The sequence below is a fragment of the Hymenobacter sp. BRD67 genome, assembly GCF_013256425.1.
GTDB lineage: Bacteria > Bacteroidota > Bacteroidia > Cytophagales > Hymenobacteraceae > Hymenobacter.
This window is the reverse complement of sequence record NZ_CP053904.1, coordinates 3,848,921-3,872,581: the sequence shown is the minus strand read 5'-3', so window position 1 is coordinate 3,872,581 and position 23,661 is coordinate 3,848,921. Positions and strand designations below refer to the sequence as shown.

The following is a 23,661-nucleotide window of genomic DNA, read 5'->3' as shown; positions in this document are numbered from 1 at the left end:
TGAGCGGCCGTACCGACTCAATACGGGCCTGACCCCAGGGGCAATGCTGACCTGCACCCGCAGCGCGGGGCCGGTTTTGACGAGGCGCAGGGGCTGTCGCCGGGCACGTAGTAGCGCTCCAGGTTGTAGCGCAAGCCCAGCGTGTGGGCGTAAACGTCAGTAACCCAGCCGCGCAGCACGGCCTGGTGGGCGGCGGGGCGCAGGGAAGCATCGTGCACGCTGGCCACGGTGGCGAGGCTATCGGCCCCAATAGTCAGCAACACATATACGGCCTGCCGGGCCTGCGGGGCGGCAGCTCCCTGCCAGGCCGTGAGCGGCACTTCGGCAGCATTGTAGCGCAGGCGCACGTAGCTTTCGTATGGTAGGCCGTGCAAATCGACAGGCTTGGTAGTGAGGGCGATATGCTGGCCGTAGGCCGAGGTGGCGTAGCCGGCAGCAGCCACGCCCAGCACGTAGAGCACCTGCGCAGCCACCAGCAGCTGCAACAGCAAGCGGTGAGAGGGAGTGTGGCGGAGTGGCATCAGGGCTGGGTTTCGGGGTTTGAACTGACGGTAGCTGCGGCGGTCGGCGCGGTTACTGCCGCTACGGTTTCGGCCAGGCGGCTGGCATTGCGACGGCGCAGGTACCAGCTCAGGCTCAGCAGCAGCACGCCGCCAATCAGGAAAAACAGCGACTTATCGAGGAAGGCCCAGGTTAGCTTGAAATAGGCTACCATCGTGGCGATGATAAAGAGCACGGTGCCCAGCGTCAGCTGCTCGGCATCGGCCGAGCGGTGGGCGCGGGCCAGCATGGAGCCGGCATGCGCATACAGCACCACCAGGGTGGCAATAGCCAGCGGCAACCTGCCCGGCAGGTAAAAGCCGGGCAGCAGCAGCAGCCAATCGGGCAAGGTGGCCAACCGGCCCCGCACCCGCTTGCCGGCCACTGATAGGGCCAGCACGGCCGCCAGGGCTCCCAGGTAAGCCAGCACGGGCGGGCGCAGCAGCCCGGCGTACTGGTCGGTTTCGCCAAACAGGGCCAGGCCCAGCGCAAACAAATAGGCGGCTACCAGCGGAGGCCCTTTCAGGGCCCGGCTGGCGGCCGGGTCGGGATGCCAGTCGCCGGCCGCGTACACGAGCATGGCCGGAATAAAAAACCAGGTAATCTTGGCGTGCGACAGCGCTACCCAGAGTGCCACTTGCCACAGCAGCCCCGCCGCCAGCACCGACGCCACCAGCGTATCGGGCCGGTGCCACCAGCGGTAGCCGCTGCCCAGCACTACCAGCCCCATCGTGGCGTAGCTGAATACTCCCAACGCCTGCGTGCAATAGGTCTGCACCGCCGCGCCGATGAGGATGGGCAGCAGCGTCAAGCTCTGGCTATCGTACAAAAAGCTCAGCAGCACACCCACTACCACCCAGGCCAGCAGGCCACTGACATCGTAGCCCACCAGCTGATATAGCTGGCTCGTAAGGATGATGCTCGCCCCAAACGTGACCAGCCCCAGCCCAAGCAGGCCGTGGCCCACCCGCCGGTTGCCCCGCCGCAGAAAGTACTCGCCGCCTGCATAGGCGGCCAGCAGGGTGCCCAGCAGCAGCCCCAGCCGCAGCGCTTCGGGTAGCGACTGCCAGTTGGCCGCCACCACGCTCAGCGCGCTCAGGCCCACCAGAATACTGCCCAATAGCGGCAGCAACCCCACCGCCTGCACCGCTTCTGATGGGTAGCGGGCCAGCAGCAGCTGGCGCTGGGCCTCCGTAATGAGGCCCTCGCTAACCCAGGCGGGACTTTCCGTTTCTAAAAATTTTCGGGACACTGGGCGTAGGCGTTAGCTTGGCGGGCTGATGGGCAGGGAAGCCGCATAAAATTGAATCGTGACTGGCAAGCTACTGCTTAGCTTGGCTTTCGGGCCCGCGTCATCTCGCGCTTGCCGGGCGGGCCGGGCAGCTTTTCGGTGAGCCAGCCCGCGGCCCGCAGGTTGCGTCTGAACTGGCCCTGGGCGCAGTAGCTTACCAGCACCGCGCCGGGCGCAGCCGAAACATATATTTTTCTGAATATTTCTTCTCCCCACAGCTCGGGCTGCTTTTCGGGGCGAAGGCATCGAAATAAATCAGGTTGTAGTAGCCGGCTGGTAAGGCGGCGGCCTGCACTTCTGCCCGCATTTTAGTCAGCACCAAGCCAGCAGCCAGCATTACCGGCGCGCCCCAGGGCGCGGCGTGCAGCTGGCTGAATGCCTGGCTAAGCACTGGCTCAGCCGCCCACTGCGGGGCCAGCGCTGCCACCAGGGCCGGGGGCAGCGGCACGGTCTCGTAGCCATCGTAGGCAATGGCCGCGCCCGACTGCACCGTACTTTCCAGAGTCAGTAGGGCGTTGAGGCCGGTGCCGAGGCCTACCTCCAGAATGCGCAAGGGGGAGCCGGCTGGGTGGTAGCCTGCGGCGAGCAGGGGCCGCAAGCCGGCTTCGATAAAAACATGGCGCGACTCCTGGGCCGCGCCGTGGCGCGAGTGGTAGTGCTCGTCGAGGGCGGGCACGTAGAGCGTGGGCGAGCCGTCGGCCGTCGTGCGCACCTCTATTTTTGACGCTTCGCCCAATTGCTCCCTGCTCATCGCTAACTGCTCACTGCTGAAATATGGCCCGCGTAAAAATAGCCCTGCCCGATACCTTTTCCTTCGCTGCCACGCTGCCGGTACGCATTACCGACCTTAACTACGGTGGCCACCTCGGCAACGACGCGCTGCTCGGTATCCTGCACGAGGCGCGGGTGCAGTTTCTGGCCCACCTCGGCGCGGCCGAGTTTGACCCCGCTACCAAGCTGGGCTTTATTATGGTTGATGTAGCAATTGAGTACAAAGCCGAGGCGTTTTACGGCGATACGCTGACCATCGACATGGCCGCCAACGACCCCGGCAAATATGGCTTCGACATCGTGTACCAAGTCAGAAACCAGGCGGGCAAGGAAATAACCCGCGCCAAAACTTGGGATGCTATGCTTCGACTACAACACGCATAAACTGCGGTGCCTACCCGAAGGGCTGGCAACGAATCTTGGGTATTAGCCATATATTCGATAGCAATTACTATCTTATTGCAAATAATCAGGATGGCTTTTTCTTTATTGAAACCAGTAGTACTCACTAGCTATTTAGCTCTGTGCATTGCCCTAGCCGCTACTGCCCAAACACCTAATTCTTCCGAGAAAGCTGTATATACCTGCGTCGAAAAAATGCCCCAGCTACCGGGTGGGGGTGGCATGCAAGCTATTGCACTGGCTATCCAAAAAAGCATTACCTATCCCCTCGGGCTACACAGGCCAGCCCCGCAAAGCGGTCCAGTACTTTTCCCTTCGCCAGCATTACCTGTTTCAGGTTCGGAGGGTATCGTCTCAGCCTTGCTTGCGCAAAGCACCCCGAAAGTTTATGTGAGAAGATAGATGGCGAAAAATAAGTATTGGCTAAGTGGGGTCGTTTTTGCCGAAATTTTATTCGGGGCCGGTTACGTACTAGCTATTCCAATTGCCACGTTGTCAGTTAATATGCATTCTTCCTTACTATCAATTGCCCGGCTAGCCCTCCTTAGTAGCCTAAGCCTGGGGGCTGCACTGCCAGGTGCGGCTCAACAAGCAAATGCTACGCAAATAGAGGGGCACCCACCGGCCGGCTGGCCACACCTGCTTAGCAGCGGCAAGCAAGTGACCCTGACGGAGGCAATTCAGCAACGCATGGTCCGGCCATGGGACGTTATCCGTGCCCAGCATATCGACGGCTGGGTATTTGTCCGGTTCACGGTCACGCCCGACGGCATAGTTAAGAATGCCCGTATTGCCGAAAGCCTGCAATATGACTGTGATGTGGCCGCGCTGCTGGCCGTACGGCAATTGCCACAATTTGAGCTACTTCTGGAAGCGGGCAAACCGATTGCTAGTGACATGACCGTTCCAATCAGGTTCAACTGGCGGGCTAAGCAACGGCCAACAAAATAGCCAAGTCGCCGGGCAGAGCGGGAACCCAACGCTTTGGCTGTTTGTATCTTTGCCCTATGTTATTGGAACTCGAACTTGCCCCTGCCAAACGCGACATCCGCAAAACCTCGCCCGACGATCTCAAGGCGTTTATGGTGGCGCACGGCGAAAAGCCGTTTCGCGCCAAGCAGGTGACGGAGTGGCTGTGGAAAAACACGGCCGGCTCGTTTGAGGAGATGAACAATATCTCGCTGGCTACCCGCGAGTTGCTGGCCGCCCACTTCGTGATAAACGGCGTGGCCGTGCAAAACCAGCAGCTCAGCAACGACGGCACTATCAAGTCGGCGTTTCGGCTGCACGACGGCAACATTGTGGAGGGCGTGCTCATTCCACACGATACGCGCATGACGGCCTGCATTTCGAGCCAGGTGGGCTGCTCGCTCACCTGTAAGTTTTGCGCCACCGGCTACATGGACCGCAAGCGTAACCTCGACGCGGCCGAGATTTACGACCAGGTGGTGCGCATCCGGGAGCAGTGCGAGGCCCAGTATGGCACGCCGCTCACCAACATCGTGTACATGGGCATGGGCGAGCCGCTGCTCAACTACGCCAACGTGGTGGAAAGCGTGCGCCGTATCACCGCGCCCGACGGCCTCAACATGGCCCCGCGCCGCATCACCATCAGCACGGCCGGCATTGCCAAGATGATAAAGAAGCTGGCCGACGACGACGTAAAAGCCAACCTGGCGCTCTCGTTGCACGCGCCCAACGACACGAAGCGCAACGAGATTATGCCCATCAACGAGGCCAATTCCCTGGCCGCTTTGAAGGAAGCCCTGCAGTACTACCACCAGAAAACCGGCCGCAAAGTCACCTACGAATACATTGTGTTCGAGAACTTTAACGATGGCCTGGAAGATGCCGCTGAGCTGTACACCATCAGCAAGTGGCTGCCCTGCAAGATTAACCTCATCGAGTACAACCCCATCGAGAACGCCAGCTACCAGAACGCGGAGGCCGATAAAATTACGGCCTTCCACAAGTACCTGGCCGACCGGGGCGTGCAAACCAACATTCGCCGCTCGCGGGGCAAGGATATTGACGCAGCCTGCGGGCAGCTGGCCGTGAAGGAGAAGAAGGAAGTAGTGGCCTAGCAGCGAGGTTGCCCGTCACTGCCCAGCTCAATGACTAGGTGGATTGGGCATGCCTTCGAGTAAAACCAGGTAGCGCGCGCAATCGGGTAGCTGCCCCATCAGGCTCATAATTTTTTGGTCGAGCCGCCCGCTACGCAGCTCAGTGTCGATGCGGGCCGGCCCGTAGTAGCGCACCATGGCGTCGGTGTGTGCTTTAAATTCATTGTGGAGCACCTGCATGAACCGCTGGCGCCGCTGCCGTAGCGAAAGCTGGGCCAGGGGCGCGCGGGCGTTAGCGGCGGTAAGTCGGGAGCACATAGCTACTGCCAGCGGCAGCAACACGCGGCGCTCGGCCGGGGCCAGGGCCGGGGCGTGTGCGCTGGCATACTGGCGGGCGCCGGTGGTTTGCGAAAGCGAGGCCGCCAGTAGCCGGCCGGCCGGGCAGCTTTCGTAGTTGGCAATCAGCACTTGCCGGCTAAGGCGTGTTTCCGCAACGTCATTTTGGTCCTCCGAGAGGCGCTGGCTTTCGGCTACCAGCAGGCGCACGGCGGCCGTGTCGGCCTGAAGCACAGTGCTATACTCGCGCAGAACCAGCGCCTGCGCCGCCTCGGGGCTGAGCGCGGCCAAAGCCGTTTGGTGGCCGCGGGCCGTGACCTGCTGACAAAAAGCGCGGCTCAGGCGCCGCACGGTGGCGGCATGGCCGAGCAACGTGTCGGCAGGGGTAGTTTGGGCTTTTGCCTGGCCCGCCAGCACCAGAAAAAACAAGCAACTCAGCCAGCAGTAATTATTTCTCATCAAAAAAGGTAACTGTAGTTAGAAATAAATATTAGGGCCGGTGAGGGGGCTTGCCTTCGGCGCTGCCGGAGCCGGGTAGTCGCGGGTGAGCTGTAGCAGATAGGCCGGACATATTTCGAGCATAAGCAAGGTTACTTTTTCTCCAACCTGCTGGCTGAGCGTGCTGTCGTTCGCCAAGGCTTCGCCATACTGCGCCAGCAGCGCTTCCTGGTTGCGCTGGGCGGCGTAGCGTATTGCTTCGCCGCTCAGCGCCGTACGTGCTTCCAAACTAAGCTGCGCGAAAGGCTGCCGCACGGCAGCAGTGTCGAGACAGCGGCACGCCAGGCGGGCCACTGGCAGCAACGTAGGTCGCTCGTCGTCGCTGATAGCTATGTGGGCCTGCTGCTGGCTCAAGTGAGCTATCAGGGTGCTAGCCAGTGGGCATTGCTGAGCCATCCTCAATACAGCGTCGTCGGTCAGGGTGTGCTTTAGCGCACGGCCCCGCGTCGGCCCCATCGGCTCTAGTAGCGCGGTCAAAGCCGTGGCATTGTCAGCCACCGCCCCCAGCAGCAGGCGCGCCATCAGCACCTGGCCCTGGGCAGGCGTAAGCGCCGTAAAGGTGGTATGCTGGCTCTCGGCAAGCAGCCGGGTGCAGAGGCTGGCGCTGAGCTGCTGCGTGAGGCGGGCCTGGCCGCGCACGGTGTCGGCAGGCCAGGCCGCAGGGGCTGGCCGGGCCACGCCAAATCGGTTCAGCACTACTACCGTGAGTAGAAAAAGGAAAAAGTGCTTCATCGCCCTAAGGTAGGGCAGGCGGTCAGCTCAGCGCTGCTACGTGCAGCAGGCGTGGAGCGGCCGGGGTCTTTTTTGGTAGTCAACTCAGCCAGAAGATGCTTCCTTGAACTCGTCGCGCACGGTATAGACCCGGAGCTGCACCCGCTGGCCGCAGGCATTGGCAGGCTCCGGGTTGCATCCGGCTTTGGAGGCAGTGACTGCTCTAACTCTCTTGAGAATGCCCGCCGCCTGCAGGCAGTAGCCGAGCTAAGTCAGCTGCCTCCAGCCAGGCCGGACAGATAGCTGGCTGATAACTTCTGAATGACTCATTACCTCGGCCGGCGGCAGCGCAGTAGTGGAAACTGCCGGCTTTTTTTAGCCCCAACGGCCGCCTACCCGGCCCAGCTGCCCGTGCTCGGCGGCCGGCCGGTAGCCTTGTCATTGGCCGACTCGCCGGGGCTATTTCTTTCAGCTCGACGCGCACGGCGTGGGCCTTGGGCTGCACTTTCTGGCCGTAGGCATCGGCAAACTCCTGGGTGAACTCGGCCCCGTAGAAGATGATGAGCGACGAGTAGTTGACCCACACCAGCAGCACGATGGCCGAGCCCGCCGCCCCAAAGGCCGAACCCGGATTGGCAGTCGATATATACAAGGCAATCAGATATTTACCCAATATGAACAGCGCAGCCGTGATGAAAGCACCTATGCCCACATCGCGCCAGCGGATAATGGCATCGGGCAAAAACCGGTAGATAAGGCCAAACAGCAGCGTCGTCACGGCCAGCGACAAAATGAAGTCGATAAGCTTGATGGCAATCAGCCCTACTTCGGGAATGTAGTGCTGGAGCCAGCCCGTGAAAGTGGTAAGCACGGCACTGACCACGAAAGAGATAAGCAGCAGCAAGGCTACGCTCAAAATGAGCCCGAACGAGAGTAGGCGCTGCTGCAAATATTGCAAAACCCCTATACCTTCGGTTTTTACTTTCAGGTTCCAGATATCGTTAATGCTTTCCTGGAGCGTGACAAAGAAAGTAGTAGCGGCAAAAACGAGCGTACCCACCCCGATAGCCGTGGCCAGGCCACTTTTTTGCTCAAGCGTAAACTTGGCAATACTGTCTTGCAGAAACTTGGCCGACTCGGCCCCGACCAGCCCTTTGAGCTGCCCGTAAATCTGCCCCGTAAGGGCATCGCCGCCATAAATCGCGCTGGTTATCGTGATGACGATGAGCAGCAGCGGCGGCAACGAAAAAATAGTGTAGTACGAGAGCGCCGCCGCGTGCCGGAACGAGTTGTTGTTGCCAAACTCGCCAGCGGCCGACTTGGCCACGGTAAATATATCGGAAAGCGTATAGCGGGCCATAGCAGGTGGCTTGAGATGCGGGAGGAATACGGCGCAGGCAAGCGTTTTGCTTAAAAATGCGCAAAAAAATAATCCGTTAGCTTTCGGGCACCCGCTGGGTGGGCCGGCTAGCCGGCCTGTAGTGTCCAACTCAGGGTTTTGGTGGGTGCTTGGCGCAACGCCGCCGCCAGCTCGGCATCGTCGCGAAACTGCAGCTGCTGCAGCTGCTGAGCTTCTACGCTTACTTCCAGCTGCTTGCAGGCAAATGGCCAAGGGCGCACCACTACCGCGGTGCCCGGCCCAGCGGGCTGGCACACATAGTGCGCCGCCCGCCCAGCGGCCAGCGGGGCGCGGTATATTTCCAGCTCGCGCCCCATCTCGGGCAGCTCCTGGCGGCAGAGAATAAGCGACAGGCGGTCGCACCAGTGCAGCAGGTCGTAGGCTTGGCGAGCCTGGGTTTTAGTGAGGTGCAGCTCTTTGAGCCAGCGGCCCTGGCTGGCGCGCAGCTCATCCAAAAACGCCGTAGTATCGGGGTGGCTACCCGCAGGGGCTCGTATAAGGTGCTCAGGTGCAGGCTGGTAAGCAAGCTGCGCCAGCGCCCCTGAAAGCGCGCCGCGTGCAGCACCCCGGTTGCCTGCTTCCGCGAAAATGCCACCTGCGTAAAGTTGGCTGGGGCCCCGGCGGGCGTGAGGCCGTGGTGCCCGCCGCGCCCGTGCCAGGCCTCCTGCTCATCATCGTGCTGCATAATGGCCGCCAGCATGCCCACCCAGCGGTCGGCCGGCAAAAATGCGGGCCACGCCCAGGCCAGCTGCGCCGCCAGCAGCGCGTGCGCCTGCTGGTAGATAACCTGCCAGCCGGTGGGAAGAGGGTTCACTATCATCCGAAAAACTTATCGTGGTTTTGGGAGCTTATTTTGGAGCCGCTTTACGAAAAATGCCGAATTTGGAATGAGGATTTCTAAGCTGGTGACTCCTTTTTCCGAGTAGCTTATTTTCTCTATGTACGCCCAGCTTCAAGATATCGTCGACCATCCGCTGCCCTCGCTGGCGGTAGTCGGCAACCTGATTATTATTGAGAGCCTGCTCTCCGTAGATAATGCCGCCGTGCTGGCTACCCTCGTGGGCGACCTGCCCGCGAGCAGCGCAAGCAGGCGCTGCGCTACGGCATTTTTGGGGCTTATCTGTTTCGCGGGCTGTGCCTGGTGTTTGCCTCGTACCTGGTAGGCTTCTGGTTTTTGAAGCCGCTGGGCGGGCTTTATCTACTTTACCTGACCTTTAATTACTTCCACACGGCCAAGCCAGCCGACGACGAGGCGCCCGACAAGCAAAAAAGCTGGCTCTACCGCAGCACGCTGGGCTTGTTGGGGCCTTTCTGGGCCACCGTAGCCGTGATAGAGCTGATGGATGTGGCGTTTTCTATCGACAACGTGTTTGCGGTGGTGGCGTTTAGCAACAACCTCCTTCTCGTGCTCGTGGGCGTGTTTATCGGCATCCTGGCCATGCGGCTGGTGGCCCAGGCTTTTGTGGGGCTGATGGGCAAGTATCCGTTTCTTGAAACGGCGGCTTTCGTGGTTATCGGCATTCTGGGGCTTAAGCTGGTGCTGTCGCTGCTCCGGCACTTCGCGCCCGGCCACCCCGTCAGCGACTTCCTCGACAGTGACGCCGCCGATGTGGGCCTGACCGCTATCACCATTGCTACATTTGGCGGACCGCTGCTTACTTCGCGCCTGCTGGGCTGGCCGCGCCGACTGGGCAGCCGGTAACAATTGGTAGTAGCAGCTGGCTATTTTTACGGTACCACAATCTTCCGTACTACTTCCTTACCCAGCGCCGGGAGTGCCGTTTCGTCATCAGTGGCCAGGGGCGCCGATAGTAGGGCAACTCCAAAAAAGCGTCAGGCTCAATTTACGCGGAGCGCGGCTATAGGGTGGGTAGGTAACTGCACGCAGGCTCTTGGTTGATTACTGCTTAATCAGCGCACGAAAAAGACTGGCATATGGTGGCGTTCCGGCAACCGTAGCCGCACTACTCCCGTCTTCTGCGGCGAAACCTGCTGGCTGCTTGCGTAGCTTTCTAACCGTTGCTTACCGCCTTCCGCTCGCTTGAGCACCGCAATTTTCGTCTGTACTACGCCGGGCAGTCGGTGTCGCTCATCGGCACCTGGATGCAGCGGCTGGCCGTGGGCTGGCTTGTATATTCGGCCACGCATTCGAGCGTGCTGCTGGGCGTGGTTATGTTCGCGGGCCAGATTCCGACGCTATTGCTGGCGCCCTACGGCGGCACAGTGGCCGACCGCTACAGCCGCTACCGCATCCTGGTCTTTACGCAAGTGGCCTCTTTTATCCAGGCCAGCCTGCTGGCGGGGCTGGTGCTGGGCGGCTATTATAACACCTGGGCCGTGGCCAGCCTGAGCTTATTGCTGGGCACCATCAATGCCTTCGACATTCCGGCCCGGCAATCGCTGCTGGTCGAGCTGGTTGATAACCCCGCTTACCTGCCCAACGCCATTGCCTTGAACTCGACTATGGTGAACGTGGCCCGGCTGCTGGGGCCCGCCATTGCCGGCCTGCTGCTCACCTACCTGGGGGCAGGGACTTGCTTTGCACTCAATGCGCTCAGCTTTGGGGCCGTGATAGCCTCGCTGCTGCTCATGCGCCTGGTACCGCGCCCGCCGCGGGCACATCGCCCAGGCACCTGGGAAGGGTTGCGCGAGGGCTGGGCCTACCTGCGCCAGGCCCCCGGACTGCGCCGGCAAATTCTACTGATGGCGGGAATAGCCTGTTGCGTCATGCCCTATGGCACGCTGCTGCCGGTGTTTGCCCGTGAGGTATTTCACGGGGCAGCGGGCACGTTTGGCTGGCTCAACAGCATGTCGGGCCTAGGCGCGCTCGCGGGGGCACTGTACCTAGCCTCGCGCCCGGCCGGCAGCCACCAGAGCCGTCATGTCAGCTACGCGGCGCTGGCGTTTTGCCTCGGGCTGCTGGGCTTTGCGCTGAGCGCCCGGCTTCCTGTAGCCCTGGTATTTAGCGTGCTGAGCGGAACCGGCATGATGCTCTTTATCGCGGGCACCAACACTTTTGTGCAAACCCACGTGGACGACCGGATGCGGGGCCGGGTGCTGAGCTACTACGTGATGGCGTTTCAGGGCGTGCAGCCGCTGGGGAGCCTGCTGGTGGGCTGGCTGGCGCGGCAGCTGGGGGCTCCGCATACCGTGTTGCTGCAAGCCACGGCCGGGCTGCTGGTAGTGCTGATGTTTTGGCAAAGCAAAAAGGCGCTGGCGCCAGCCCCAGCTGCCTAACCCCAGGCCGCGCCCCGCGTACGCTGACCCATGCCTGTTCCTGGTCAAACCAGCCTTACTCCCGACTACCAGACGCGCCTGCGCGTGCGCCTGCCCGACGGCCGCCAGCTGGGCCTGACGCGCTATGGCGACCCCGGCCACCGCCCGGTAGTATTTCAGCACGGGTTTGGCACTTCCGGCCTGGCGCTGCCGCCTGCCCCGGCGCTGCTGGCCCGGTTAAAGCTGCAGCTAATTGCCCCCGACCGACCCGGCGTGGGCCAGAGTGACGTGTACCGGCGCCTTTCGTTTCCGTCGTTTGCGGCCGATACCGTGGCCCTGCTCGATGCGCTGGGCATTGGGCAGCCGGTAGAGGTGATGGGGTGGTCGGTGGGCGGCGTACACGCGCTGGCGCTGGCCGCTCGCTACCCACAGCGGGTAGCGGCCGTGCAGCTGCTCAGCAGCTGCCTGCCCCTGGGCGAGCGCGCCAGCTACCGGCACCTATCGCGCACCTGGAAGCTGCTGCGCTGGGGCCAGAAGAGCTTTCCGTGGCTCAACCGCACTACGTTTTTGTGGCTGAGCCGGCAGTGGGCGCGCCACCCCAACCGCACTATCGACTGGTTTATCCGGCTTATGCAGCCCGCCGAGCGAGTCGTAACGGCCGAATTCCGGGCCTTGCTGCGCGATGCGGCCGTGCAGGGCTTTACCCACGGCGGCCGGGGCGTGTACGACGATGCCCAGGCCTGGTGCCGTCCGCCCGGCTTTCGCATTGAAGACGTGCGCGCCCCCTGTACCCTCTGGCACGGCACCGCCGATGGGGTGTGGGGAGCCAGCCATCTTCCTTACCTGGCTAGCCGCCTCACGGCCGCGCACCTGCGCCTGCTGCCCAATCAGGGCCACATGCTCTATCTGGAAAACTGGGAGGAGATTTTGACGCAGCTTACTTAGTTATGGTTATGAGCCAGCTTATCGGGGTTGCGGCCCAGGCGGTAGCTTAGGCCCAGCCGCGTAGCCCAGCTGCTACCCAGAAAGAAATTATAGAGGGCGTTAGAGTCGCTGTTGCTGTGGTATAGCTGTCCGTCGATGCTAGCGGTGAAGCGCTGGCAGCGCCAGCCCAGCATCAGGTCGGGGAGCAGAGTAGGCGAGGCATAGGCTTCGCCAGCAGTGCTAGGGTCGGGACTACCATTACCAGTCAATGACAGCCCTAATACCTCATTATGCTCATAGCTAAAGCCTAGCATTATCTGCCGGTCGTGCCGCAGCGGAACAAAATACCGTACGCCCAGGCGGGCAGTGAACAGCAAAGCGCGGAAATCGAATACCGTATATATGCGTTTGCCAGTGGCATCGAATCCAAGGGTATAAGTGCCCTGGTTATGAAACGAGCTCAGGCTAAACTCCCCGTAGAAAGCCGTAATGCGGCTGGGCTGCAGCAGCTCGGCGTAGAGACCACCGAAAGGATGAACCTGGCAATCGTGGCAGCCCTCAGTCAGTACGAACGACGGACTAGCCATGTGATTATAACGTACCCCCGCCAGCACCCCGGCCTGGAACGCGCCCTTACGGCGAGGCACCGCCTGGGACAGCCAGCTTTGGGCCGGCTGCTTGCCGGGAGCGCAGCTAATAGCATAAGCCTGAGCTACTTCGGCCAGGCCCGCAGCCGTGTAGGGGATTCTCTCCGCCAGGCTGACGGCCGCCGGGCAATCGGCGAAGTATAGCATCAACTGATTGCGGTAGTTGTTGCCGTCGATTATCCTGTTTATATCCGGCCCATCGCTAAGGTAGTGGCGCTCGCTCAGGCTGAGGTCGGGCCGGCCGGGGCGCCGCAGCACAAATTGCGTGGCTCCGGGCCGCACCACCCGCAGCAGCTCAACCGGACCGCTCAGCAGCACTTCGGCCAGCACCGAATCGGGCTGCATATTCACGTAGTTCCCCCGCTTGAGGTCCTGGAGCCGAACCTCGGCGGCGCGGTCCAGGCGTAATACCTCGTGGCGAAAATACCGGCCGCCTTTAAAGCTGACGGCGCGCAGCTGGCGCGCCGGAAACAGCTCACTCGGGCTCTCCGGCGTGCGCCGGTAACGGACAAACGTAGGCGGCTCCAGCCAGAAGCCGTTTTCAAGCTCGCCCCGCAGCGTATCGCCATTGGTGCGCACCAGCCAGCCCGGCTCGTAGGCCTGGGCCTGGGCATAGTCTGCATAAAACAACAGCGTAAGCAGCAGGCAAAGTAGTCGTTTCAGCATCGGCAATAGCAATAGAATAAAGCGCAACAAAAGTAGTCACAGGTATCTGCTTTCTGCGGTCTTTCTGCATCCTAATGCTACTTCGCCTTCCGGCATGGGTTCTTTATGGTTCCGGGTGCCTACGCCGGGCTGGCCGAGCGAGCGCAACCCGCTTTCGGGGCGCATAGCTGCCATGTATCTATCCGGTGGCCGTTGCCACATACACCTAATCGCCATCCAGGCCATTGGCACGGTGCCTGGCCCGAATGGCGACTTATTCTGGTCAATGGCAAGCCCCGAGCTACGCTGTCACTGGCTCACGCAGGTGGGCCAGCATATCCTGGGTCATTTTTTCCAGGGTAAATTCGGGCTGCCAGCCCCAGTCCTGCCGGGCAGCCGAGTCGTCGATGCTGGCCGGCCACGAGTCGGCAATGGCCTGGCGGCCGTCGGGCTTATAGCTAACCTTAAAATCAGGGACTTCCTGCTGGATGGCCGCCGTAATTTCCTGGGGCGAGAAGCTCATCGCGCCCAGGTTGTAGCTAGTGCGCACCTTGATGTGGTCGGCCGGCGCATGCATAAGGTCAAGCGTGGCCTTGAGGGCATCCGGCATGTACATCATGGGCAGGTAAGAGTCTTCTTTCAAAAAGCACTCGAAATCCTCGCCGGCCACGGCCTTGTGGTAGATGTCCACGGCATAGTCGGTGGTGCCGCCGCCGGGCAGGCTCTTGTAGCCGATGAGGCCGGGGTAGCGCAGGCTGCGCACGTCGAGGCCGTGGTGGCGGTGGTACCACTCGCACCACTGCTCGCCGGCCAGCTTGCTGATGCCATACACCGTGTTGGGGTTCATGATGGTAAGCTGCGGCGTGTGCTCGCGGGGCGTGTCGGGGCCGAATACGGCGATGGAGCTGGGCCAGTACACCTGCGGCACCTGGTACTGCACGGCCAGGTTCAGCACGTTCAGCAGGCCATCCATGTTTAGCTTCCAGGCAAACATCGGGTCTTTCTCGGCCGTGGCCGAGAGCAGGGCCGCCAGGTGATATATCTGCACCGGTCTATATTGTTGCACCAGTGCCTCCAACCGGGCTTTGTCCAGTACATCGAGCAGCTCAAACGGGCCACCGGCCAGCGCCTGGGGGTTGCGGGGCGGGCGCACATCGGCGGCCACAACTGCCTCGGGTGCATAGCGCTGGCGCAGGGCGGCCGTCAGCTCCAGGCCGAGCTGGCCGCAGGCCCCGATAACGAGGACGTTGCCAGGTGTTCGCGAAGGGGCGGTGTCGCCGGGGGAAGTAGTCATGAAATACAAAGCTGGGTGAGGGGTGGGAAGGGCAGGCTGCAAAGATACGGTCAGGGTCAGGGGCAAGGTTGGGCCGGCAGTGCAACTAGTAGCAGCTACCCAGGTATCTTTAAGGTCTATGACTATACCTTTACTCCTTAAATACTCAGTATTTTGACCTTACCCGGCAGTATCCAGCCTGTGCGCGCTCAGCTTCCTTCGCCTCCTTACCGCAACCTTATTATGAAAGGCGGCGGCATCCGGGGCATCGCCTACGGCGGGGCCTTGCAGGAACTGGCCGCGCAGGGTATTCTGAGCCATATCACGCGGGTGGGCGGCACTTCGGCGGGGGCCATTCAGGCGGCGCTGCTGGCGGTGGGCTACTCGCCCGAGGCCATTATCGACATCATCAACCGCACGCCCGTGCAACGGCTCAACGACGGGCGCTTCATCTTCGTGGGGGCGGCAGCCGCTTGCTGCGCCAGTACGGCTGGTACCGGGGCGACCAGCTCACGAAGTACCTTTGCGAGCTGGTGGGCCGCCAGACGCAGCGCCCCAACCTCACCCTGGCCGAGCTGCATCAGCTGGCCCAGGCGCAGCCCGGCCACTACCGTGACCTCTACACCACCGGCACAAACCTCACGCGGCAGTGCACCCAGGTTTTCAGCTACGAAACCAATCCCACCATGCGCGTGGCCGATGCCGTGCGCATCAGCATGAGCATTCCGCTATATTTCCGGGCGGTCCTGCTCGATGCCGACGACCACGTTATCCAGGGCAAGCCCAAAGCCGGCCAGCCCGTGCAGGTGCTCGTAGATGGCGGCCTGCTGGCCAATTATCCATTGCACCTTTTCGACCAGCCGCGCTACCTGCCCGCCGGCCTGCCACCCGGCACCGCCGCCAACCCCGAAACCCTGGGCCTTCGCCTCGACCGCGACGAGCAGATAGCCCTCGATACCCTGCCCACTGGCCGCCCGGCGCTGGCGCCCTACGACATCCACGATTTCTCCTCCTACATTGGCGCGCTCTATACCGTAGCCCTCGAAAACCTCAACCCCGCCCTGCCACCCGATTGGCCCCGCACCATCAGTATCAGCACCAGGGGCTTCGGGCCCAAGGTGCGGCGCATCTCGGCTGATGAGAAGGAGCAGCTTATTGAAAGCGGCAAGCTGGGGGTGCAGGTGTTTCTCAGCCACCAGTCGACACAGCGATAATTCTGCACTGTGGATGCAAGGTTTTGAGCAGAGCAGCAGCTACTGTTCGCACATATCTACCTTTGTATACAGACACCTTGCTTGCTTATGCCACCTCTCAACCGCTATCTTCTCTTAGCCATGGACTCGACCCAATGGACTGGCTTGCGGATTGTGCTGGCGTTTTTATTACTGTTTCTGGGTGTTGGCTATCACCTCTACGCACACGCGCAGCAGCTAAATCAAGATGTGGTCAGCTTCACTACCCGCTTCTGGGGGTTTGATATTGGTTGGCTGTTATTTATATTAGGTATGCTCACTGCCGGGCTTTGGATGATAATCCTACTTATAGTGAAGCCAGGTACGATTCTTCTTGGGCTTCTCGCTGGTGCGGCCATGTTTTGCCTGTGGTTACTTGTTTTCACTTACGTCCGGCTTTATTGGTCTTATTGGCGCTACGATAGAGACAGGATTTTAATGTTCAATAAAACAGACGACTTATTACTACACGGCTTTGCTACAGATAGCACAGCTCATAAAATCTCGGATGTTACGCTCTTAACACACTATGCCCCTAAAAACAGTAAGCTCAGTTGGAACTATACTATTCTCACATTTTTAGATGGTAGTAAGGCATTAGTTACTTACCTACTTTGCGACAGTGACGACCTGCGCCAATTACTACCTGTTGCCAAGTTTGAAATTGTCAGATTGGCCTTCCCATGGCTACCCATTGAGCCACTATCACAAGCCGCATAGCCCAGACAGTAGCCCAGGCTATACTAAACTTTTTATTTCCGCTTACCTCCCCACCCCATGTACGGCACCCTTCAATCCGACCTTCAGCAAACGCTTCAAGAAATAAAAGACGCGGGCCTCTACAAGAAAGAGCGCGTCATCACCTCGCCCCAGGGCGCGGAAATCGATACTCAGGAGGCCGGCGACGTGCTCAACTTCTGCGCCAACAACTACCTGGGTCTCAGCTCACACCCCGAGGTGATAAAGGCCGCCAAGGCTACCATCGACTCGCACGGCTACGGCATGAGCTCGGTGCGCTTTATCTGCGGCACCCAGGATATTCACAAGGAGCTGGAAGCCAAGCTGGCCGAGTTTCTGGGCACCGAGGATACTATCCTGTACGCAGCGGCCTTCGACGCCAACGGCGGGGTATTCGAGCCGCTGTTTAATGAGCAGGACGCCATTATTTCGGATGCCCTCAACCACGCCAGCATCATCGACGGCGTGCGCCTGTGCAAGGCCCAGCGCTACCGCTACCAGCACAACGACATGGCCGACCTGGAGCAGCAGCTGCAAGACGCCGTGACCAAGGGCACGCGCCACCGCATCATCGTGACGGATGGCTCCTTTTCGATGGATGGTACTATCGCTCAGCTGGATAGGATATGCGACCTGGCCGATAAATATAGTGCGTTGGTAATGATTGACGAGTGTCACTCGATGGGCTTTCTGGGCAAAACCGGCCGCGGCACCCACGAGTACCGCAACGTGATGGGCCGCGTCGACATCATCACCGGCACGCTTGGTAAGGCGCTGGGCGGCGCCATGGGCGGCTTCACCTCGGGCCGCAAGGAGATTATCGAGCTGCTGCGCCAGCGCTCACGTCCGTACCTGTTCAGCAATACCCTGGCGCCGGCCATCGTGGGGGCCAGCCTGCGCGTGCTGGAGCTGCTTACCGAAAGCACGCAGCTGCGCGACCAGCTCGAAGAAAATACGCAGTATTTCCGCCAGCAGATGACGGCCGCCGGCTTCGATATCACCCCCGGCGAGCATCCTATTGTGCCCGTTATGCTCTACGATGCCAAGCTGGCCCAGGAATTTGCGGCCAAAATGCTCGATGAAGGCATCTACGTAGTGGGCTTTTACTACCCCGTGGTGCCGCAGGGCAAGGCTCGCATCCGGGTGCAGCTCAGTGCGGCCCACACCCGGCCCCAGCTAGATAAGGCTATCGCGGCCTTTACCAAGGTGGGCCATGAGCTGGGCGTGTTAAAATAGACGCGCTTAAGCATTTATTTTATTCAATAATATATATATATTTTGAATAAAATCAGACAAGTAGACAGCATGCGGCAGAAGTCAGGGTAACCCTAACCGTTACTTGGCTCGTAGACATTTTTCTGGCCGGCTTCCCAAGATTCTGTTATTTGTTGTCGGCACCCCAGCTTATGACCCGCGTTTTTCTAGTTGATGACCACACCATCGTACGCGACGGGCTCCGGGCGCTGCTCGCCAACGAGCCTGATATTGAGGTAGTAGGCGAGGCTAATAATGGTCAGGAGCTGCTCGACCGCCTGCCCGCTACCCCGGCCGATGTGATACTGCTTGACGCTAATATGCCGGTGCTCGACGGCTTGGCCACCACTCAGCACCTGCACACCGACTACCCACAGGTTCGGGTGCTTATTCTGAGTATGCTGGGCCACGAGCGCTATATCGGCCAGCTTTTCGATGCCGGCGCATCGGGCTACGTCCTCAAAAGCGCCGAAAAAGGCGAGATTCTGCTCGCCATCCAGGCGGTGATTGCCGGGCGGCAGTTTTTGTGCAGCGACTTGGGGATAAATATGTTACGCAAAGTGCTGGCCAAAGAAGAAGAGCCCGACGCAGCCCCTAGGGTCGGCCGCCTCTCGCGCCGCGAAAACGAGGTACTCCAACTTTTGTCTGAAGGACTTACTACCAACGAGATAGCCGAAAAGCTATTTACTAGCAAGCGCACTATCGAAACCCATCGGCAGAATATCCTGGAGAAAACCCAGACCAAGAACACCGCCGCCCTCATCAAGCTGGCCGTAACGCAGGGCCTGCTCAGCTAGTGCCACCTACGGCACAGGGCATGAAAAAGCCCGGTTCCAGGTAAGGAACCGGGCTTTTTCATGCTCTGTGCCGTAGGCGCAAGTACGCGGCCAGGGCTACCTGGCTCTTAGTTTGTTGTCTTGGATTTGCCGGCAGTAGCCTTCGCCTCGCCAGCCGGACGGCTGGGGCCCCGGCGACTGGTAAGCCCGCCTTTACGGCCCGCGGCCCGCGCTTCTTCGGCCGTCCATTTGTGGCCCTGGCCACTGGCGTGCGAGGCCTTGCCACCTTCGCTGGCAATGCGACGCTGCTCGGCGGGGTCCATGCTGGCGAAGCCCCGGCGGCTGGTGCGGCTGCCGTCGCCGATACGGGCGGCCGGGCGGGTTTTAAAACCCATGGGGGATGAGGAAACCAGAGACGACGTATTCACAGCAGGCTTCATAGTAGAAAGTAAGAAAGTGAAAAGAGATGGGTAACCAGTTGCTCCGTTTCAACGATTAAAGCACGGTATAGGATGGCAGTTTTTCTCATAAAATGCCTGTTTATAAGATAATTACCAACTTATACGGAGCACCTATGCGTATTTGCGCAGCCATTTCCCACCCAGCTGCGAGAATATGCGGGAAACACGTAGCTGAACTATAGCCGCTTCCTAATCGCCCTCCGCTGGGCACAGCTGAAAACAGGTATTATTACGTAGCCGAAAAACCCGTTTTCTATGCCATAATTCACTGACTTACACGCGTATATTTGCGACACTCTTTCGCTCTCTACCCCTCTGCTATGAATAACGCTTTCTTTTTGTTGATTTTACCCTCTCGTTCGCTTACCATTCATTTTGGTAGCCACCGGCAATGCGTGGGGCTGAGCCTACGGGGCAGCTGCACCAGCACTACCGATGCCACGCACTTACTCAGCACAGTGCAGCAGCTGCTGGAGCGCCACCCCACCCAAGCCTGGATAGACACGCAGCAGCTGCACTCGCTAAGCCTGCTGGGCAGGCAGGCCCTGCTGCGGGCCGATGCCTGCTGCCGGCGCGCGGGCACCGAAGTATACTGGTGCGGCATGCCTTCCCCTCTGGTAAAAAGCCTGCAAGCCAGTGGCCTGGCTCACAAGCTAAAGCTACGGCCAGCCGCAGCCTTCAAAGGACCCAGCTTTTTATTACCCGAGCGAAAAGCGACTGGCTTGTCGATAGCCTAAGCCGGCTGGGGAGCGGCCAGCAGCCACTCTTGCAGGCGGGCCTTGAGCTCGGCAGCAGTCAGGCCCCGGTATATTTCGCCGTGGCGCACAAGGCTCATCTGGCCGGTTTCTTCGCTCACGACGAGCACCACGGCGTCGGTGGCTTCGGTAAGCCCCAGGGCGGCGCGGTGGCGCAGTCCCAGCGCGGCGGGCACCTCGGGGTTCTGGCTCACGGGCAATATGCAGCGGGCCGCTACCAGCCGGCCTTGCGCTACTATCACGGCCCCATCGTGCAGGGGGAGGTTTTATTGAATATAGCCAGTAGCAAGCGCTTGCTGGCCTCCGCATCGAGGCGGTCGCCCGATTCGGCATAGGCGCTGAGGTCGGAAGTGAGCGTGAAGCAGATGAGGGCGCCGGTTTCCTTACCGGCCAGGCTTTTGGCGGCCTCTACAAAGGCGGCCACGCCGGGTGCCCCGGTGGGCTGGCCGCTGGGCCGTCGCCACCAGCCCAGCGGGCCGCCGCCTTCCAGCGCCACTTTCCCCACATTAAGCAGAAACCGCCGGATTTCCTGCTGAAATAAAATAATGCTGGCCAGCACGCCCACGCTCATAAACTGCCCCAGAATAGCCGTCAGCAAACCCAGGCCCAACGCGCTCACCACCAGGTACACCAGGTACAGACTCAGCAGCCCGAGCGCGACATTGAGCGCCACCGAGCCGCGCAGCAGCTTGTAGAGCTGGTACAGCATCCAGGTCACGAGCAGCACGTCGGCCACGTCGGCCAGCCCTACGTGTAAAAAATAAAGGGGAAAAGGAAGGGACAAGTATCGCAGCTAAGAGATGAAAGGAGCAGAGAGGCGGGAGGAGTTTCCGCAAAAGTATCGCGCCTGCTAAAGAAAGCGCATGTTCATTTTACTGCTTCTCTTGCTGCTTTTTGTTTTCGCTGCCTTACGCTCCCAGTACCAGCGCAATGGTTTGCCGCGCCTCGGGCACGTCGTGCACGCGCAGCAGCCGGGCCCCGCCCTGCAGGGCCAGCACGTGCAGGGCGGTAGTGCCATTGAGAGCCGCTTCGGGCCGAGGCCCAGCGGCTTATACACCATGGCCTTGCGCGAGAGGCCCACCAGTAGGCCGTAGCCCAGGTGGTGCAGCTCGGGCAGGCGGCGCAGCAGCTCGTGGTTGTGGGCCGGCGTTTTGGCAAAGCCGAAGCCGGGGTCGAGCAGGACATCGGGCAGGGGCTGGCCATTGGCCGCTTGGCGCAGGGCCGCGAGCTGGTCGCGGAAAAAGCGCAGCAGCGTCAGCACCAGGTCGTCTTCGTAGTGCGCCAGGCTGCGCATGGTTTGGGGCGTGCCCTTCAGGTGCATAAGGCAGTAGGGCACCCGCAGGCGCGCCACGGTGGGCAGCATCCCGGCATCGAGGGTGCCGCCGCCAATGTCATTTATCAGGTCGGCGCCGGTGGCTACGGCCTCGGCGGCCACTGCGGCCCGGAAGGTATCGACGCTGATAAAAGCCTGCGGAAACTCGCGCCGCAGGGCCGCTACCGCGGGCAGCAGGCGGCTTTTTTCTTCGTCGGGGCTGATGTCGTCGGCGCCCGGCCGCGAGCTGTAGCCGCCCACATCGAGAGCGGCGGCGCCGGCCGCCAGCATTGCCTCAGCGCGGTGTAGTAGTGCCGCCTCCGAGCCAGCCCCCAGCCGGGAGCCGGGGTAGAATGAGTCGGGCGTTACGTTGAGAATACCCATCACCTGGGGCTGGCGCAGGTCGAGCAGGCGGCCGTGAGGACTCTTCAGCGTAGCAGTGAACTGCTGGGGCAGTGCGTTTTGCAGCAACATAGGCGCGGGGTGGGTAGGCAGGGCAGCGAGAGCGAGGGGTTAAATATCCGGCTTTACGGGCGAACTTGCGGAGGTTTCCACTTTGCACAGGCAGTAGCTTGTGCCTAACTGCCTTCGCCCCAGCCGAAGCTTATGCCTTTAACTACCTCCGCGCACTACGACCTGATTCTGAGCCGCTGCCGCGAGCTGTTTCTGGCCAAGACCCACGACTATGGCACGGCGTGGCGCATCCTGCGCCTGCCGTCGGTCACGGACCAGATTTTTATCAAGGCCAACCGCATCCGCACGATTCAGGAAGCAGGTACGCAAAAGATTGCCGACGGCATCGACGAGGAGTTTGTTGCCATCATCAACTACTGTCTCATTGCACTGATGCAGCTGCGCCTGCCCGCCGAGGCGCCCCTGGACTTACCCCCTGCGCAGGTTGCCGCTGCGTACGACCACGAAAATACCCTGAACCGCGAGCTGCTGCTGGCCAAAAACCACGACTATGGTGAGGCCTGGCGGCAAATGCGCGTGAGCAGTATTACCGACCTCATTCTGATGAAACTGCACCGCATCAAGCAGCTCGAAAATATTGGCGGAGCGGCCTTGGTAAGCGAAAGTGTGGAAGGCGGCTACCGCGACATGCTCAACTACGCTGTGTTTGCCCTCATTTTGCGCGGCGAAGCAGCCCGCACCGACGCTCCCGCGTAAGGGGCCCGGGGCCTCATGACCTTTGTTTTAACGCTATGAAGATTTCGCTGCCAACGCCGATGCGCCAAGTTACCCGCCTGTGCTGGGGGCTGCTGGGCATTTTGTTTATTTTCTCGGGCCTTATCAAGCTCAACGACCCGGTGGGCACGGCCTACAAGCTCGAAGAATACTTCGAGGTATTCTCCGGCGATGTGCCCGCGCTTAGCTGGCTTTTCCACTACCTGCACGATGCCAGCCGCTTCCTGAGCATAGCCCTCAGCTCGCTCGAAGTGATACTGGGCACGGCGCTGCTGCTGCGCTGGTACCTGCGCCAAACGCTGTATGCGCTGCTGGCCCTGCTCGTGTTTTTCGCGTTTCTGACGTTTTATTCGGCCGCTTTTAATAAGGTAACCGACTGCGGCTGCTTCGGCGATTTTATCAAGCTCAAGCCCTGGACGTCGTTTTTCAAAGACCTACTGCTGCTGGTATTGTGGGCAGTGGTATTCTTCAACCAGAAGCACTTGCGCCATTCGTTTCTGCGCGGCATGCCCGCCCTCATGGCCATGACCTTTGCCAGCGCCCTGGCTATCGGCATTGGCGTGCGGGCGCTCGGGCACCTGCCGTATTTCGACTTTCTGCCTTATAAAGTTGGCAACAACATTCCGCAGCTCATGAAGCCTGCGGAGGCGCCGCGCTACCGCTACACCTTTGAGCGCGGCGGCAAAACGCTCGAAACCGAGCAGTTTCCGACCGACTCGACCTGGAAGTACAAGAGCATGACGGTGCTCAATCCGCAAACCTCAACGCCCGCCATTACCGACTTTGTCATCTCCGACCCCGACGGCAACGATGTAACCAAGCAGGTGCTGACCGGCAACAAGCTCATTCTCATTGTACAAAACACCAACAAGACTGACCGCGAGCGCTTTGAGCAGTTCAACAAGCTGTTTGCCGCAGCCGCTCAATCGCGCAAGCACATCGACGTACTCACCATCACGAGCACGGCGGCCGGCAAGTTCGATTCCTTCCGGCACGATGTAAACCTGGCCACACCCTTCTACTTTGCCGATGCCACGGTGCTTAAGTCCGTCATCCGTGCCAACCCGGGCCTGCTGGTACTGCACAACGGCACCATCGTAGCTAAATACCATTACCACGATATTCCGGCGCTCTACCAGGTCGAGAAAGCGCTTCAGTAAGCTGTAGCACGGACTCTGCGAGTCCGCGCGTTGTGTTATCGGCACTCCCGCTCCCGCTCTACCCTCCTC

The 23,661-nt window shown here is 60.6% G+C and carries 25 protein-coding genes, 3 pseudogenes and 1 riboswitch; of the genes and pseudogenes, 15 read left to right on the top strand and 13 right to left on the bottom strand.

Going from position 1 to position 23,661, the window contains the following annotated elements; all coding sequences use genetic code 11:
* Positions 1-17: 17 nt before the first annotated feature.
* The 4 genes from GKZ67_RS18070 to GKZ67_RS18060 form a co-directional block, all read right to left on the bottom strand.
* Positions 18-521, bottom strand: coding sequence for a GDYXXLXY domain-containing protein (locus GKZ67_RS18070; protein WP_173245142.1), 504 nt, complete (start codon positions 519-521; stop codon positions 18-20).
* Entirely contained in the window at positions 521-1,792 is a 1,272-nt protein-coding gene (locus tag GKZ67_RS18065; RefSeq protein WP_173245139.1) for a DUF2157 domain-containing protein, read from the bottom strand. The genes GKZ67_RS18070 and GKZ67_RS18065 overlap by 1 nt, the downstream gene beginning before the upstream one ends.
* A gap of 77 nt (positions 1,793-1,869) precedes the next feature.
* Positions 1,870-2,022: an MnmC family methyltransferase gene (locus GKZ67_RS23865; protein ID WP_254245278.1), complete on the bottom strand. Its 153-nt coding sequence runs from the start codon at positions 2,020-2,022 to the stop codon at positions 1,870-1,872.
* A complete protein-coding gene (locus GKZ67_RS18060) occupies positions 1,986-2,582 on the bottom strand; it encodes an SAM-dependent methyltransferase (RefSeq protein ID WP_254244923.1) in 597 nt (198 codons plus the stop codon). The genes GKZ67_RS23865 and GKZ67_RS18060 overlap by 37 nt, the downstream gene beginning before the upstream one ends.
* A 23-nt stretch (positions 2,583-2,605) precedes the next feature.
* On the opposite strand from GKZ67_RS18060, the gene GKZ67_RS18055 reads away from it, so the two are divergent.
* The 3 genes from GKZ67_RS18055 to rlmN all read left to right on the top strand — a co-directional run bounded on the left by GKZ67_RS18055 (position 2,606) and on the right by rlmN (position 5,088).
* A complete protein-coding gene (locus tag GKZ67_RS18055; protein ID WP_254244922.1) occupies positions 2,606-2,986 on the top strand; it encodes an acyl-CoA thioesterase in 381 nt (126 codons plus the stop codon).
* A 311-nt stretch (positions 2,987-3,297) separates the two neighbouring features.
* A riboswitch (TPP riboswitch) is annotated at positions 3,298-3,395 on the bottom strand.
* A gap of 269 nt (positions 3,396-3,664) precedes the next feature.
* Positions 3,665-3,955, top strand: a complete 291-nt coding sequence (locus GKZ67_RS18050) for an energy transducer TonB (protein WP_173245135.1) — start codon at positions 3,665-3,667, stop codon at positions 3,953-3,955.
* 131 nt (positions 3,956-4,086) lie between these two features.
* Positions 4,087-5,088 (top strand): 23S rRNA (adenine(2503)-C(2))-methyltransferase RlmN, encoded by a 1,002-nt coding sequence (gene rlmN / locus GKZ67_RS18045; protein WP_410505089.1) that lies wholly within the window; start codon positions 4,087-4,089, stop codon positions 5,086-5,088.
* Positions 5,089-5,115: 27 nt separating this feature from the next.
* Here rlmN and GKZ67_RS18040 read toward each other — a convergent pair whose 3' ends face one another.
* The 4 genes and pseudogenes from GKZ67_RS18040 to GKZ67_RS18020 form a co-directional block, all read right to left on the bottom strand.
* Positions 5,116-5,862: a hypothetical protein gene (locus GKZ67_RS18040; RefSeq protein ID WP_173245130.1), complete on the bottom strand. Its 747-nt coding sequence runs from the start codon at positions 5,860-5,862 to the stop codon at positions 5,116-5,118.
* 18 nt (positions 5,863-5,880) lie between these two features.
* Positions 5,881-6,633, bottom strand: a complete 753-nt coding sequence (locus GKZ67_RS18035) for a hypothetical protein (protein ID WP_173245128.1) — start codon at positions 6,631-6,633, stop codon at positions 5,881-5,883.
* Positions 6,634-6,835: 202 nt separating this feature from the next.
* The gene (locus GKZ67_RS18030) at positions 6,836-7,972 is read right to left on the bottom strand and encodes a YihY/virulence factor BrkB family protein (RefSeq protein WP_173245125.1); all 1,137 of its coding nucleotides are present in this window, start codon (positions 7,970-7,972) and stop codon (positions 6,836-6,838) included.
* A 107-nt stretch (positions 7,973-8,079) separates the two neighbouring features.
* A pseudogene (locus GKZ67_RS18020) lies at positions 8,080-8,831 on the bottom strand (DUF3891 family protein).
* 118 nt (positions 8,832-8,949) lie between these two features.
* Between GKZ67_RS18020 and GKZ67_RS22710 the strand changes: the two are divergent.
* The 4 genes from GKZ67_RS22710 (at position 8,950) to GKZ67_RS18005 (ending at position 12,172) form a co-directional block, all read left to right on the top strand.
* Complete coding sequence (locus GKZ67_RS22710; RefSeq protein WP_217278620.1) at positions 8,950-9,174, top strand: hypothetical protein; 225 nt, start codon at positions 8,950-8,952, stop codon at positions 9,172-9,174.
* On the top strand, positions 9,105-9,713 hold the full coding sequence (locus tag GKZ67_RS18015) for a TerC family protein (RefSeq protein WP_217278756.1): 609 nt from the start codon (positions 9,105-9,107) through the stop codon (positions 9,711-9,713). Before GKZ67_RS22710 ends, GKZ67_RS18015 begins: the two co-directional genes overlap by 70 nt.
* Positions 9,714-10,030: 317 nt before the next feature.
* A complete protein-coding gene (locus GKZ67_RS18010; protein WP_173245116.1) occupies positions 10,031-11,248 on the top strand; it encodes an MFS transporter in 1,218 nt (405 codons plus the stop codon).
* Positions 11,249-11,278: 30 nt separating this feature from the next.
* The gene (locus tag GKZ67_RS18005) at positions 11,279-12,172 is read left to right on the top strand and encodes an alpha/beta fold hydrolase (RefSeq protein WP_173245113.1); all 894 of its coding nucleotides are present in this window, start codon (positions 11,279-11,281) and stop codon (positions 12,170-12,172) included.
* Here the strand turns inward: GKZ67_RS18005 and GKZ67_RS18000 are convergent.
* Together GKZ67_RS18000 and GKZ67_RS17995 are read right to left on the bottom strand one after the other, a co-directional pair.
* Entirely contained in the window at positions 12,169-13,464 is a 1,296-nt protein-coding gene (locus tag GKZ67_RS18000; protein WP_173245110.1) for a hypothetical protein, read from the bottom strand. The two genes, GKZ67_RS18005 and GKZ67_RS18000, sit on opposite strands and share 4 nt — an antisense overlap.
* A gap of 280 nt (positions 13,465-13,744) precedes the next feature.
* Positions 13,745-14,737, bottom strand: a complete 993-nt coding sequence (locus GKZ67_RS17995; RefSeq protein WP_173245107.1) for an NAD-dependent epimerase/dehydratase family protein — start codon at positions 14,735-14,737, stop codon at positions 13,745-13,747.
* 222 nt (positions 14,738-14,959) lie between these two features.
* Here GKZ67_RS17995 and GKZ67_RS25340 point away from each other — a divergent pair.
* The 5 genes and pseudogenes from GKZ67_RS25340 to GKZ67_RS17970 form a co-directional block, all read left to right on the top strand.
* Positions 14,960-15,085: pseudogene (locus GKZ67_RS25340) on the top strand (patatin-like phospholipase family protein); the annotation flags it as partial.
* Positions 15,086-15,189: 104 nt separating this feature from the next.
* Positions 15,190-15,930, top strand: coding sequence for a patatin-like phospholipase family protein (locus tag GKZ67_RS17985; protein WP_173245104.1), 741 nt, complete (start codon positions 15,190-15,192; stop codon positions 15,928-15,930).
* An 87-nt stretch (positions 15,931-16,017) separates the two neighbouring features.
* A complete protein-coding gene (locus GKZ67_RS17980; protein ID WP_173245101.1) occupies positions 16,018-16,668 on the top strand; it encodes a hypothetical protein in 651 nt (216 codons plus the stop codon).
* A 57-nt stretch (positions 16,669-16,725) separates the two neighbouring features.
* Complete coding sequence (kbl, locus tag GKZ67_RS17975; RefSeq protein WP_173245098.1) at positions 16,726-17,922, top strand: glycine C-acetyltransferase; 1,197 nt, start codon at positions 16,726-16,728, stop codon at positions 17,920-17,922.
* Positions 17,923-18,092: 170 nt separating this feature from the next.
* The gene (locus GKZ67_RS17970) at positions 18,093-18,737 is read left to right on the top strand and encodes a response regulator transcription factor (RefSeq protein ID WP_173245096.1); all 645 of its coding nucleotides are present in this window, start codon (positions 18,093-18,095) and stop codon (positions 18,735-18,737) included.
* Between the two features lie 107 nt (positions 18,738-18,844).
* On the opposite strand, the gene GKZ67_RS17965 is transcribed toward GKZ67_RS17970, so the two are convergent.
* Complete coding sequence (locus tag GKZ67_RS17965) at positions 18,845-19,156, bottom strand: KGG domain-containing protein (RefSeq protein ID WP_217278619.1); 312 nt, start codon at positions 19,154-19,156, stop codon at positions 18,845-18,847.
* A gap of 341 nt (positions 19,157-19,497) precedes the next feature.
* On the opposite strand from GKZ67_RS17965, the gene GKZ67_RS17960 reads away from it, so the two are divergent.
* A complete protein-coding gene (locus GKZ67_RS17960; RefSeq protein WP_173245093.1) occupies positions 19,498-19,914 on the top strand; it encodes an STAS domain-containing protein in 417 nt (138 codons plus the stop codon).
* Here the strand turns inward: GKZ67_RS17960 and GKZ67_RS17955 are convergent.
* A pseudogene (locus GKZ67_RS17955) lies at positions 19,911-20,641 on the bottom strand (diadenylate cyclase). The gene GKZ67_RS17960 and the pseudogene GKZ67_RS17955 overlap by 4 nt on opposite strands.
* 141 nt (positions 20,642-20,782) lie before the next feature.
* Entirely contained in the window at positions 20,783-21,718 is a 936-nt protein-coding gene (folP, locus tag GKZ67_RS17950; RefSeq protein WP_317172183.1) for a dihydropteroate synthase, read from the bottom strand.
* A 132-nt stretch (positions 21,719-21,850) separates the two neighbouring features.
* On the opposite strand from folP, the gene GKZ67_RS17945 reads away from it, so the two are divergent.
* Both GKZ67_RS17945 and GKZ67_RS17940 read left to right on the top strand, forming a co-directional pair.
* Complete coding sequence (locus tag GKZ67_RS17945) at positions 21,851-22,414, top strand: DUF1599 domain-containing protein (protein WP_173245090.1); 564 nt, start codon at positions 21,851-21,853, stop codon at positions 22,412-22,414.
* Positions 22,415-22,473: 59 nt separating this feature from the next.
* Positions 22,474-23,592, top strand: a complete 1,119-nt coding sequence (locus GKZ67_RS17940; protein ID WP_173245087.1) for a BT_3928 family protein — start codon at positions 22,474-22,476, stop codon at positions 23,590-23,592.
* Positions 23,593-23,661 lie beyond the last annotated feature (69 nt).